This is a genomic window from Idiomarina loihiensis, assembly GCF_024584785.1.
Lineage (GTDB): Bacteria > Pseudomonadota > Gammaproteobacteria > Enterobacterales > Alteromonadaceae > Pseudidiomarina > Pseudidiomarina fusca.
Genome location: NZ_CP074112.1, coordinates 545,887 through 559,106 on the forward strand (window position 1 = coordinate 545,887; position 13,220 = coordinate 559,106).

Genomic DNA, 13,220 nt, shown 5'->3' on the forward strand with positions numbered 1-13,220 from the left:
AGAGAACAGCATGAGCACAACTGAAGATAACATTGAGCAAAGTCCGTTAACGCAAACTTACTCAGCTAATGAGCAGACAGTTACTATTGATATTTATAAAGGTGAGAGTGGTTGGATTCTTGAAATTGTTGATGCCGGCAATAATTCAACCCTGTGGGAAGATGAATTTGCAACAGATCAAGAAGCCCTTGATGAAGCCTTAGCCGCTTTGTCTGAAGAAGGTATCGACTGTTTTATTGGCCCAGCGTAAGCAGGCTTAAGTGCAGTAGCGCAAGAGGATGTTGACATGACATTAGCTTGCGCATACGGCACAATACCCCCCTTGTTTTTGTTTCGCAGCGGAATATGCCACCAGATATGACAGCACCTAGCTTTATTCATTTACGAGTTCACAGTGATTTTTCAATGATTGATGGGTTGGCTAAGGTCAAACCTATCTGTGAAGCTACCGTGGCTAAAGGAATGCCAGCTTTGGCATTAACCGATCAAATGAATATGTGTGGGCTAGTTCGCTTTTATCGTGCGGCCCACGATAAGGGATTAAAACCTATCGTTGGTTGCGATTTGTGGGTATTGCCAGCCGGTTGGTCTCCAGACAGCAAAGAACAGCCGTTCAGATTAACCGCTTTAGCAATGACGAATGAAGGGTATCAGCAACTGACTGTCTTAATTAGTCGTGGCTATTTGGCTGGGCATCGCTGCGGCAAGCCTTGTATTAATAAAGAATGGTTGGCCGATCATCAGCAGGGAATTTTGTTACTCTCGGGCGGCCGAGATGGCGATATTGGCCGTGCCTTGCTGGCCAACAAGCCGGCAGAGGCTGCCCAGCTGCTGGAGTTTTATTCGCAGCATTTTGCCGATCGTTTTTATCTAGAACTGGTACGTACTGGGCGTGCTGGCGAGAATGACTACATTCATGCCGCGGTTAATCTCGCAGCGCAGCAGCAGGTGCCAGTGGTAGCGACCAACGAAGTCGTGTTTTTGCGTGCAGAAGATTTTAACGCACATGAAATCAGAGTTGCCGTATCTGACGGCTATGTACTGAACGACAAGCGCCGACCACGCAATTACAGTGCTGAGCAATATCTCAAGAGCCCAGCAGAAATGGCCGAGCTATTTGCCGACATACCGGAAGCGTTAGCTAATACGGTGGAAATTGCAAAACGCTGTAATGTGACGGTAAAGCTTGATGAATATGTATTGCCTGAGTTTCCAACGGGAGGGATGACCCCAGAAGATTTTTTAGTAAAAAAATCGCAGGAAGGTTTAGAACAACGTCTTATCGATCTGTTTCCAGATGAGCAAGAACGTGCAGTTAAACGCGTGGAATATGACCAGCGTTTAGATATTGAACTTAAAGTTATCAATGATATGGGCTTTCCTGGTTACTTCTTGATCGTGATGGAGTTTATCCAGTGGTCTAAAGACAACAATATTCCGGTTGGCCCCGGCCGAGGTTCAGGCGCAGGCTCGTTAGTTGCCTATGCCTTAAAAATCACTGATTTAGACCCACTTGAATTAGATTTGCTGTTCGAACGATTTTTGAATCCAGAACGGGTATCCATGCCCGATTTTGATATTGACTTCTGTATGGATCGGCGTGATGAAGTTATTGATCATGTTGCTGATCTTTACGGACGTGAAGCCGTTTCTCAGATCATTACTTTTGGCACTATGGCCGCTAAGGCATCGATTCGAGACGTCGGTCGGGTGTTAGGTCATCCCTATGGTTTTGTTGATAAAATCACCAAGTTAGTACCTGGCGACCCAGGGATGACCCTAGCTAAAGCATTTGAAATTGAGCCGCGTTTAGCTGAAATGTATCAGCAAGATAATGATGTTCGCGACATCATCGATATGGCTAGGATTTTAGAAGGGGTCACCCGTAATGCCGGTAAGCATGCCGGTGGGGTTGTGATAGCGCCCAATAAAATCACCGATTTTGCACCATTATATTGCGATGAAGAGGGTAAACAGCCGGTTACTCAGTTTGATAAGAATGACGTAGAAGCAGCAGGTCTGGTTAAGTTCGACTTTTTGGGCTTGCGCACACTAACCATTATTCAATGGGCATTGGATATGGTGAATGCCAATCGTGCTAAAGCTGATCTTGAACCTATTGATATTGCTAAAATTCCGTTGGAAGATCCTGCTTGCTTCGCCTTGCTCAAGAAAGCCCAAACCACAGCGGTGTTTCAATTAGAATCAGCTGGCATGAAGCAACTGATCAAGAAGTTGTTGCCCGATAGCTTTGAAGACATTATTGCTTTGGTTGCGCTATTTCGGCCAGGCCCGTTACAGTCAGGCATGGTGGACAACTTTATTGACCGTAAGCATGGCCGAGAAGAACTGTCTTATCCTGACAAAGACTATCAGCACGAATCTCTGATTCCGATCTTGGAACCTACGTACGGGGTTATCCTTTATCAAGAGCAAGTGATGCAGATAGCGCAGGTGTTAGCCGGTTATTCACTAGGTGGTGCGGATTTACTACGCCGTGCTATGGGCAAGAAAAAACCAGAAGAAATGGCCAAACAACGTGCAGTGTTTGAAGAAGGCGCACGTAAAAATGGTATTGATGGTGAGCTAGCGATTAAAATCTTTGACTTGGTAGAAAAATTTGCCGGTTACGGTTTTAACAAATCGCACTCGGCCGCTTACGCCTTGGTTTCTTACCAAACGCTATGGATGAAAACCCATTATCCAGCAGAATTTATGGCCGCAGTGATGTCGGCCGATATGGATAATACCGACAAAATAGTAACGCTAGTAGATGAATGTGAAAACATGGGGCTCACCATTTTACCGCCCGATGTTAATGCTGGTCAGTACAAGTTTACGGTTGATCACGAGCAGCGTATTGTGTACGGCATTGGTGCCATAAAAGGGGTGGGTGAGGCTCCTATTGAAGCCATTTTGCAGGCGCGCAATGAAGGTGGCGCCTTTACTGATCTGTTTGATTTTTGCTGCCGGGTTGATTTAAAAAAGCTGAATCGCCGAGTGCTCGAAAAACTTATTAAAGCTGGTGCAATGGATTCGCTTGGGCCTCATCGTGCAGCGCTGATGGCAACCTTAGAAAAAGCGATGCGTCAGGCTGAACAGCATGCGCGTGCCGAAGCCCAGGGGCAGGCCGATTTATTTGGGGTGCTAACCTCAGCTGTTGATGATGTGACCATTGAGCACGAGTTCGTGCAAGTACCGCCATGGCGTGAAGTGATTTGGTTGGAGGGCGAACGTGAGACTCTTGGACTATACTTAACTGGCCACCCGATTAATCGTTATCGACGTGAGTTGCGTCATTACGTGCCCTGCGCATTGGCTGATGTGAAGCCAACTGGGCGCGACCAAACCACCACAGTAGCCGGGTTAGTGGTAGATGTGCGTACCATGTTAAATCGTCAGCAACAGCGTTGGGCTATTGTTACCTTACATGATAAAACCGCACGCTTTGATTTTCGGGTGTATGCGAAAGATTACGAAATTTATCAACACTTGCTCGAAAAAGATCAAATATTGGTGGTAAAAGGAGAGGTCAGCTTTGATGATTACTCGTCTGCCAATACAATGACAGCACGTGAAATTATGACCTTGGTAGGTATGCGCGAGCAGTATGCTAAGGCTTTGAAGCTAACGGTTCGACAAGAACAGTTAGCTGGCGCTGGTTTGCAACGTCTAGTGGAATTGATTGAGCCTTATAAACAAGGTAGTTGCCCGCTATTGTTGCAATATCAGCAGCCTCAAGTGCAGGCGCAGTTTCATGCTGCCACTGAGTGGTATGTAACGCCCACGGACGAATTATTATACGAGTTGCAGCAGCAGCTTGGTAAGGATCATGTTGAACTCGAGTTTTAATGGCAAATAGGAGCCATAATGAGTCTTAAATTTTTAGATTTTGAACAGCCTATCGCTGAGCTACAAGCACAAATTGAAGAGCTGAAGGCGGTTGGCGCCAAGGGCGATTTTGATATTTCTATTGAAGAAGAAATTGCTAAATTACAAGAAAAGCGTGAACAGCTGGTAGCTAAAATCTTTGGCGATTTAGGCGCTTGGCAAGTAGCTCAATTAGCTCGGCATCCGTTGCGGCCCTACACGTTGGATTATATTCAGCATATTTTTGAAGACTTTGATGAGCTTGCTGGCGATCGTACTTTTGCTAACGATGAGGCCATTGTTGGTGGTACAGCGCGTCTTAATGGTCAACCAGTGATGGTTATTGGTCATCAAAAAGGTCGTGAAACCAAAGAAAAAATCCGCCGTAATTTTGGCATGCCTAAGCCTGAAGGTTATCGTAAAGCATTGCGCTTAATGGAGATGGCTGAACGCTTTAAAATGCCCATCATTACCTTCATTGATACCCCAGGTGCTTATCCTGGCATCGGTGCTGAAGAGCGCGGTCAGTCTGAAGCGATCGCTCGTAATCTAAAAGTCATGGCCAGATTAAATACTCCAATCATTTGTACCGTTATTGGTGAAGGTGGTTCTGGTGGCGCGTTAGCCATTGGTGTGGGTGATAAAGTAAATATGCTGCAATACTCTACTTATTCGGTGATTTCGCCAGAGGGGTGTGCTTCTATTTTGTGGAAGAGTGCAGAGAAAGCTCCACTAGCCGCTGAAGCTATGGGGGTCACAGCCCAACGGTCAAAAGAGTTAGGCTTAATCGACACTATTATTGAAGAACCTATCGGTGGCGCTCATCGTGACCATGTGCAAATGGCAGAGCGTTTAAAGCAACGCTTAGCAGATGATCTGCAAGCATTGCTAAATCTTGATAGTGCCGAGCGGTTAGAACAGCGTTATCAGAAGTTAATGTCATTTGGATACTGTTAAGCATAACCTATCGGATAGCTGGGCAGAGCAACTCTTCCAGCAGTTTAGCCACCAGTTAGTTGAATTGGCTTTAGTGCCAGGACAACAGCTGGTGGTTTGCCTTGGTGGCGGAGCTGATTCGCAAACCTTATTAGACCTCACCGATCGTTTTCGGCAAACGCATCCGGAATACACCTACCTAGCTATTCATTTAGATCATAGTTTTCATGAAAAATCAGCCGCTTGGGCCGCTGGTTTGGTGGCAGACTGCCAACAGCGGCAATTTCCGTTTATTTGCGAACCGCTTCAGGTTGAACTGGGGGCGCGTATTAGCAAAGAGGCAGCCGGCCGCAATGCACGTTATCAACGTCTGGTTGAATTAACTCAACCGGACGCAGTGCTGTTGTTGGGACAGCATCGCAATGACCAAATTGAAACCTTGTTCTTGCAGCTAAAGCGAGGTGCCGGACCGAAAGGGCTAGCGGCCATGGCTAAATTCATGCAACGGCATCAACGCTATTGGTGGCGGCCACTATTGGGCATCAGTAAAGCCGAAATCTACCAGTATGCGCACGCTCGACAATTGTTCTGGATTGAAGATGATACCAACTACGATGTGAGCATTGAGCGCAATTTTTTACGTCATCAAGTGGTGCCATTATTTGAACAGCGTTGGCCCCATTTTGGCGATGCCGTGCTCCGCAGCACTCAACTTTGTGCAGAAAACCAGCAACTATTAGAACTATTACTAGCAGATCGGGTGGCACCTCATATAGATGCTCAAGGACGTTTAGCTAGTCGTTGGATGGTAGGGCAGAGCGCCGAGTTACAACGCGGTATTCTGCGCTTTTGGTTGCAACAACAACAAGCGCCACTACCTTCTTTTGCACAGCTAGAACAGTTGCGTGAACAGATGCTTAACACAGATAATAATGCACGCCCTAAGGTGGGTTGGGCCGATTGTTTGGTGAGTCGTCACACTGCCGATAACAAAGATCGTTTATTAACTCTTACGCGGGTTAGCAAAAAACGCTAAGCAATCCCCGCAGCACAAGGATAGAGATGAACCAGCGCAAGGCTATTTATCTTGCTTTGATGGCCGTACTGTTATGGTCAACTGTGGCGACTGCGTTTAAATTAGCACTACGGGACTTGTCGCCGTTGCAGCTACTGACCATAGCCAGTATCACTAGTGTAGTTACCTTTGCGGTTATTTTAACCATGCAAGGGCGTTGGCGAGAAACCTTGCGCTTAGGCCGGCAACGTTGGTTATTTTATTTGGGCCTAGGGCTGATAAACCCAACAGCCTACTACTGGGTGTTATTTGCTGCCTACGACCAACTTCCCGCACAACAAGCACAAGCAATTAATTATACTTGGGCTATTACCATGAGTCTGCTTGCGGTGCCTTTCTTGCAACAACGTCTCACTCGCAAAGAACTGATTGCCATGTTATTGGCTTACGCTGGAGTGTTTCTAATTGCCACGGGTGGCCATTGGGATTTGCGTCAAACCAACTGGCTTGGCATCGGTTTAGCGTTAGCCAGCACCTTGTTGTGGGCCAGTTACTGGTTAATTAATACCAAAAATACCGATAAACCAGTACCAGCTTTATTTTGGTGTTTTGCGTTCGGTAGTCTATGGTTAGCCTTATTACATGTGGGCCAATGGTGGTGGCAACCAACTACCAACAGTATCGTTTGGCCCTGGTTTAGCACGGGCTTTTGGGCCGGAATATATGTCGGCTTATTTGAAATGGGAATCACCTTTTTCTTGTGGCTAACGGGCATGCGGTTAGCTACAAAAACCGCACAAATCTCAACTTTAATTTTTCTCAGTCCATTTATTTCGTTAATATTAATTTACTTTGTGTTACACGAGACCATTCAAGTGACCACGCTTATCGGCTTGTCGTTAATTTGTGTGGGACTTTATCGCTTACGGGAGAGCTAATGAATAGCGCGTTCACCGATGTACTCTTGTTACTCGCCATTGCGGTTGTACTAGTGTGGGCATTTCGGCGGATAAAATTGCCGGCTATCTTAGCTTATTTAGTGGCAGGGATTATAGCGGGACCAGATATCACAGGCTGGATCCATGATCCTGATGAATACCATTTTATTGCAGAGCTTGGAGTGGTGTTATTACTGTTCTCGTTAGGGCTTGAATTCTCGCTTCCCAAAATGATTGCTATGCGCAAGTTAGTGTTTGGCTTGGGCGCAGGGCAAGTAGTTCTGTGTACGGCCTTGTTTGCCATCGCTGCTTATTTATGGTTAGGGGATTGGGCTGCAGGTTTCGTGATTGGGGGAACCTTAGCTTTGTCTAGTACGGCAGTGGTGATTAAACAATTAGGTGAATCAGCCCAGTTAACCAGCCGCAAAGGCCAAATGACCGTCGCAGTATTATTGTTTCAAGATATTGCTGTGGTACCAATGCTTATTATTATTCCATTGCTGGCAGCAAGTTCTGATGTGGCTATTTGGCAAAGTCTGGCGATTGCGCTGCTCAAAGGAGCTCTAGTTGTGGCAGTGCTGATGGCAATCGGTAAATGGTTACTGCCGCATGTATTTCGTGAAATTGCTAAGTTAAGAACAGATGAATTATTTGTTTTGGCTACGCTATTGGTGGCGCTAGTTGCTGGTGGAATGACTCAATTGTTTGGGCTATCGATGGCTCTGGGTGCCTTCTTAGCAGGTATGATGCTGGGTGAGAGTAAGTACAAACACCAGTTAGAGGCCGATATTCGACCGTTTCGCGATATTTTAATGGGGTTGTTTTTTACTACGGTAGGGATGCAACTCGATCTCCAAGTATTTGTGAATAACCTCCATTGGATTGCTCTAGGGGTTGTTGCCATTGGTTTAGTTAAACTACTGATTGTGCGTGGTATAGCTGGAGTAATGGGGGAACGAGCAGAAGATGCTTGGGGCTCTGGATTAATGCTGTTTCAGATGGGTGAGTTTGGCTTTGTGCTGGTATCGTTGGCGCTGACGTACCAACTTCTGCCTGCTGAATTAGCTTCGATGATTGTCGGGGTCGGGGTGTTTGGTATGGCACTAACACCACTGGCGATTCAACGTTGCAACTCGATTATTGCGCCATTGCTACCTAAGGCTTCAGCAGCTAATGAGACGTTACCGCCACAACCTAACGGCGATAGTAGCCGGGTGTTGGTGCTTGGATTTGGACGGGTAGGACAAACAGTCGCTCGGTTTCTAGCTACTGAAGGTATTGATTACTTAGCTATTGATCACGACGCTAAGCGAGTTCAAGAAGCTATTGCTGGCGGGGCTAAAGTCTTTTTCGGCAGTGCTAGCCGCCGCGATATCCTAAAAGCAGTTCATGCCGATGAAGCAGAATTAATTATTATCACCTTTGCTGAAGATGAGCGTGCCTTGGAAGTATTAAAGGCTCTTCGTGGCATGAATGAGCACGCAGAAATTATTGTAAGAAGTAGAGACGACGTTCGTCTACAAGCCATGATGGAAGCTGGTGCAACTCAAGTAGTGCCGGATACGTTGGAAGCAAGCTTGATGTTGGTATCACAAATATTGAGCCGCTCCGGCGTTCCTATCCGTAGAATTTTAACCAGGTTAGATCATGCTAGACGCAGCCATTACGGCGATATGCATGGCTTTTATCCTGGCGAAACCACGGATATGGATCCGGAAAAACTAGATCGTTTACAGTTTCTTCATGCAGTTGCTTTACCCGAACATTCGTATGCATGTGGCCAGCAATTAGCACAATTGCAGCTAGATGATTTAAACATCAAAGTAAAATCCGTACGCCGGGCGGAACAAGAGTTTACTGAGGTACATGGCGACTTCACCTTGCAGCAAGATGACGTGGTATTGCTGGCTGGTAGCCCAAGAGCGATTGAAGCAGGAGAAAGTTATTTATTAAATGGGTAAGTGTTAACAACTGCTAACACATTGTTACTAACAGCTTAATAAATGATGCTTCATACTATATAGGTCGATAATTTCTTAATACGGAAGCAACATTCCATGGCATTTAAAAAACGAGCGCTGTTACCCCCGCTGATTATCATCATCGCTATTTTGTTGTTAGTGGCTTTAAGTATGCTGCGCCCGCAGCCGCCGCAACGCTCTATGGAGCGTCCTGCGATATTGGTGGAGGTACTTGAAGCAAAACCTGAAACCATTAACTTTCAAGTGGCTGGGCAGGGCAATGTGATGCCCAAGCATATGACTAATATTGTCAGCCAAGTAAGTGGCCAAGTGGTTGAGGTTTCACCTAAGTTTGTCAATGGCGGCTTTTTTACCGCTGGCGAAGTGTTGATCAAGATAGACCCTGCCGATTACCAAGTAGCCTTACAAACAGCCCAAGCTAATTTAGCTCAAGCAAAAGCAGCTTTGGCAGAAGAAAGTGCACGTGCAAAAGTGGCTAAAGAAGAATGGGAATCGCTGCAAATGGGTGAAATTCCGGCACTAGGTATTCGTGAGCCGCAAGTAGCCAGTGCAGTAGCTGCCGTGCAATCAGCTGAAGCTGCGGTGGCAAAAGCCAAACGCGATTTAGAACGGACCCAGATTAAAGCGCCTTTTGCAGGCATTATGCAAAATAAAGGGGTGGATATGGGGCAGTTCGTTAGCATGAACAGTCAAGTAGCTACGCTTTATGGTTCTGAAGTTGCCGAAATTCGAGTTCCTTTGAGCGATCGCGATCTTGCCTACTTAGATTTACCTGAAGCGAACCATAGTGGCGCTTATCCTGAAGTTTTGCTTACCAGTAATGTTGCTGGTGAAGAATTCAATTGGCGCGGTTCTTTGGTACGAAGCGAAGGTATCTTAGATAGCAACAGCCGAGTGATTTATGGTGTGGTAGAAGTGCCAGATCCATACAATCAAAGTGGCAATAGTCATGCAACGCCTTTACGTTTTGGCCGTTTCGTACAGTTGAAAATTCAAGGTTTGTCGGCTGAACAGGTGTTTGTGATACCGCGCCATGCCATGACTGTGAATGGCAAGATTTGGGTGGTTGATGACGAGCGACGGTTGCAGTCGCGAACCGTTAACGTGCTTCGTAGTGAAGAAAATTCGCTGATTATCAATGAAGGTTTAAAAACCGGCGACCGTGTTATGCTGACGCAGCTACCCAATGCTTTGCCAAGCATGAAAGTGCGTTTAGCGGGTGACCCGTTACCTGCACAGCAAGAAGCCCCGGTGGCTGAAACTGCTCAGGTAAAGGAGTAACACCATGAGTAGTCATTATGATGTAGACCCCAAGAAGGGCTTTATTGCTTGGTGGGCGAATAATAGTGTCGCCGCCAACTTATTGATGGCGCTGATTATCATCACCGGCTTATTTATGGTGGGGCAAGTGCGCAAGCAAATGTTCCCCGAAATTGAACTCAATATAATTAGTGTACAAGTACCCTTTCCTGGTGCGGCTCCACAAGAAGTAGAGCAAGGCGTATTGGTGCGTATTGAAGATGCCATCGAAGATGTTAACGGCATTGAGCGTGTCACCTCTACGGCCCGTGAAGGTAGTGGCTCGGTGTCGATTGAAGTTGAAAGTGGCTACGATGTGCAGGTGGTTATGGATGAGGTGAAAATGCTCATCGATGCCATTCCAAGCTTTCCTCAACAGATTGAAAAACCAAATATTTATCGTATTCGTCCGCAACGCCAAGTGATCTGGATGAGTATCTATGGTGCTATGGATGAATATTCTCAGAAAGAGTTAGCCAAATCGATTCGTGACGAGCTCAAAGATATTGGTGGTATCACCAAGGTTGAGGTAGTGGGTGCACGGGATTATGAAATATCGATTGAAATTTCTGAGGCTGATTTACAACGTTATAACTTAACCTTCCAAGATGTTGTACAGGCGGTTAGAGGCACCTCGATTGATGTGGCTGGGGGCTCAATTCGTACTCCCAATGGCGATATTCTATTACGTGCTAATAACCAAGCCTACGTGGGAGATGAGTTTGAGCGAATCACCCTAATTAATCGCCCCGATGGAACTCGCTTAACGCTTGGCGACATAGCTACCGTAAACGATGCTTTTATTGAAAGCAGACGTTTTACTCAATTCGATGGTGGCCCCGCAACCTTTATCCGGGTCGATTCAGTAGGTAATCAAAACGATTTAAAAATAGCTGAGGTGGTGCGCAACTACGCCGAACGTAAACAGAAAGAGTTACCACCCGATGTCAATATTGCACACTGGGGAGATGCCTCTTATTACCTACAGGATCGTTTAGATCTGATGATTGGTAATATGATTTCTGGCGGCTTTTTGGTGTTCATTATGCTGTCACTGTTTTTGCAACTGCATCTCGCTTTTTGGGTGATGATTGGCATTCCTTTGTGTTTCTTAGGTACCATCGCACTAATGCCGTTACCCATGTTCGATATTTCTATCAACATGATTTCGTTGTTCGGTTTTATCTTAGTGCTGGGGATAGTGGTGGATGACGCCATTGTCATAGGCGAAAGTGCCTATTCGGAAATAGAAGCCAATGGGAAATCGATTGATAACGTGGTGGTAGGAGCCAAGAAAGTAGCTATGCCTGCAACCTTCGGGGTGCTCACCACTATGGTCGCTTTTATTCCGATGTTAATGGTTGAAGGCGGGATGGGGGCTATTTGGGAATCCATCGCTTGGGTCGTTATTTTGTGTTTAGCGTTCTCGTTAGTCGAATCTAAGCTGATTTTGCCAGCTCACATTGCCCATATGAAATTTTCTAAAACGGCGACAGACAAGCAAAATGGCTTTCAGCGGGTACGAAATAAGATCTCAAACGGCTTAAAAGTGTTTGTTGATAAATACTATCGCCCGTTTTTAGCCAAGTGCCTTCATTATCGCTACACCACCTTAGCTAGTTTTATTGCTATGTTTATTTTGGCGATTGGTCTGATCTCAGGTGGCGTGGTGCGGTGGGTATTCTTCCCGAATATTCCGGGCGATTTCATTCAAGCACAAGTGCAGATGCAACCTGGCTCGTCTGAAGAAGCTACCATCAGCGCTTTACAACAAGTTGAGCAGGCGCTGCGCGCAGTTGATGCTCGTGCCGAGGATGAAGGTGGCATGGCTCTTGTTAAACACGTCAATACTTGGATGTCGGGAACCACTGGTGGTACCGTCATGACCGAGTTGGTGAAGGGCGATGACATTAACATTGATGGCTTTAAGTTCATCAATGATTGGCGCCAACAGGTACCAGAAATTGCTGGAGTTAAATCACTCAACTTTCAAGGTAGTGTTGGCGGTGGCGGTGGTTTTGATGTGGAATTTCAGCTAACTGGCGAAAATCTACAAGACTTATCGGCGGCTGCAACCCTACTCAAACAAGAGTTGGGGCAGTTTGACGGGGTGTTCGATATTGAAGACACCTTTGGTGAGGGCAACGACGAAATAATTCTCGAGTTAAAGCCACTTGCGACAGCTATGGGTATCAGTCTGCAAGAACTAGCAGGACAGGTGCGCTATGCTTTCTATGGTGCTGAAGCGCAACGGATTCAGCGGGGCGATGAGGAAGTTCGAGTCATGGTTCGTTATCCGTTAGATGAACGTCAGTCGGTGGGTAATTTAGAGGACATGAAACTGCGCACCGCTGATGGGTCGTTAGTTCCGTTCACTGAATTAGCCAACGTACGTTTTGCTAAAGGCTACAACACGATTACACGTATCAACCGTGAGCGGTCTGTAAACGTTCGAGCTCGTGTCGATAAAGACCGTGTAGAGCCGTTTCAGATTGTACGCCAAGTGATGGCCGAAAAACTGCCTCCGATTTTAGATCAATACCCAAGTGTGGGGTATAAGCTAGAGGGGGCATCGCAAGATGAAGCCGAAGCAACTAATTCATTAGCAATTGGCTTTGCTCTAGCTCTATTTGCTATTTATGCCTTGATGGCAATTCCGTTGCGCTCATACAGTCAGCCGATGATCATCATGTCGGTGATTCCGTTTGGTATGGTCGGTGCGGTGGTGGGCCACTGGGTTATTGGCATGCCTATTTCGATTTTGAGCCTATTCGGTATCATTGCCTTGGCTGGGGTTGTGGTGAATGACTCCTTGGTTATGGTTGATTATGTGAACCGCGCGCGTGCGGATGGCGTGGAGTTGCGTAAAGCCGTTGCGGAAGCTGGCGCAGCGCGTTTCAGAGCCATTATCCTAACCTCGTTAACCACCTTCTTTGGTCTGTTACCTATTGTGTTAGAAACCAGTATGCAAGCTAAGCTGGTAATTCCAATGGCGATTTCATTGGCGTTCGGTATTTTGTTCGCTACCGTGATCACGCTTTTGTTAATTCCATGCTTGTACCTGATTCTTGATGATACCAAGCGTAACATGAGGACTATGTTGAGCTGGTATGGCTTGGCCAAACCACCGGCCCCAAAATCAGCACAACACAATAGTGTCACATAATGTTAAACTATTGG

The 13,220-nt window shown here is 46.3% G+C and carries 8 protein-coding genes; all 8 read left to right on the forward strand.

The annotated features are described in order from the left end of the window. The first annotated feature begins 10 nt into the window (after window positions 1-10). The 8 genes from KGF88_RS02550 to KGF88_RS02585 all read left to right on the forward strand — a co-directional run bounded on the left by KGF88_RS02550 (window position 11) and on the right by KGF88_RS02585 (window position 13,206). Complete coding sequence (locus tag KGF88_RS02550) at window positions 11-250, forward strand: hypothetical protein (protein WP_153826968.1); 240 nt, start codon at window positions 11-13, stop codon at window positions 248-250. 107 nt (window positions 251-357) lie between these two features. After that, window positions 358-3,852, forward strand: a complete 3,495-nt coding sequence (gene dnaE, locus KGF88_RS02555; protein WP_153826994.1) for a DNA polymerase III subunit alpha — start codon at window positions 358-360, stop codon at window positions 3,850-3,852. Between the two features lie 18 nt (window positions 3,853-3,870). Continuing rightward, entirely contained in the window at window positions 3,871-4,827 is a 957-nt protein-coding gene (gene accA, locus KGF88_RS02560; RefSeq protein ID WP_110075427.1) for an acetyl-CoA carboxylase carboxyl transferase subunit alpha, read from the forward strand. Continuing rightward, window positions 4,814-5,842, forward strand: a complete 1,029-nt coding sequence (gene tilS / locus KGF88_RS02565; protein ID WP_153826969.1) for a tRNA lysidine(34) synthetase TilS — start codon at window positions 4,814-4,816, stop codon at window positions 5,840-5,842. The genes accA and tilS overlap by 14 nt, the downstream gene beginning before the upstream one ends. A gap of 26 nt (window positions 5,843-5,868) precedes the next feature. Beyond that, the gene (locus KGF88_RS02570) at window positions 5,869-6,759 is read left to right on the forward strand and encodes a DMT family transporter (protein WP_153826970.1); all 891 of its coding nucleotides are present in this window, start codon (window positions 5,869-5,871) and stop codon (window positions 6,757-6,759) included. Next, complete coding sequence (locus tag KGF88_RS02575) at window positions 6,759-8,720, forward strand: monovalent cation:proton antiporter family protein (RefSeq protein WP_110075424.1); 1,962 nt, start codon at window positions 6,759-6,761, stop codon at window positions 8,718-8,720. The genes KGF88_RS02570 and KGF88_RS02575 overlap by 1 nt, the downstream gene beginning before the upstream one ends. Before the next feature lie 96 nt (window positions 8,721-8,816). Beyond that, complete coding sequence (locus KGF88_RS02580) at window positions 8,817-10,022, forward strand: efflux RND transporter periplasmic adaptor subunit (protein ID WP_153826971.1); 1,206 nt, start codon at window positions 8,817-8,819, stop codon at window positions 10,020-10,022. A gap of 4 nt (window positions 10,023-10,026) precedes the next feature. Then, window positions 10,027-13,206, forward strand: a complete 3,180-nt coding sequence (locus KGF88_RS02585; RefSeq protein ID WP_153826972.1) for an efflux RND transporter permease subunit — start codon at window positions 10,027-10,029, stop codon at window positions 13,204-13,206. The last annotated feature ends 14 nt before the right edge of the window (window positions 13,207-13,220 follow it).

Excerpts from the sequence above, each read along its gene's own strand:
- KGF88_RS02550 (WP_153826968.1), top strand. The coding sequence starts at position 11 with ATGAGCACAACTGAAGATAACATTGAGCAAAGTCCGTTAACGCAAACT.
- KGF88_RS02580 (WP_153826971.1), top strand. The coding sequence starts at position 8,817 with ATGGCATTTAAAAAACGAGCGCTGTTACCCCCGCTGATTATCATCATC.
- KGF88_RS02585 (WP_153826972.1), top strand. The coding sequence starts at position 10,027 with ATGAGTAGTCATTATGATGTAGACCCCAAGAAGGGCTTTATTGCTTGG.
- KGF88_RS02570 (WP_153826970.1), top strand. The coding sequence starts at position 5,869 with ATGAACCAGCGCAAGGCTATTTATCTTGCTTTGATGGCCGTACTGTTA.
- KGF88_RS02575 (WP_110075424.1), top strand. The coding sequence starts at position 6,759 with ATGAATAGCGCGTTCACCGATGTACTCTTGTTACTCGCCATTGCGGTT.
- dnaE (WP_153826994.1), top strand. The coding sequence starts at position 358 with ATGACAGCACCTAGCTTTATTCATTTACGAGTTCACAGTGATTTTTCA.
- accA (WP_110075427.1), top strand. The coding sequence starts at position 3,871 with ATGAGTCTTAAATTTTTAGATTTTGAACAGCCTATCGCTGAGCTACAA.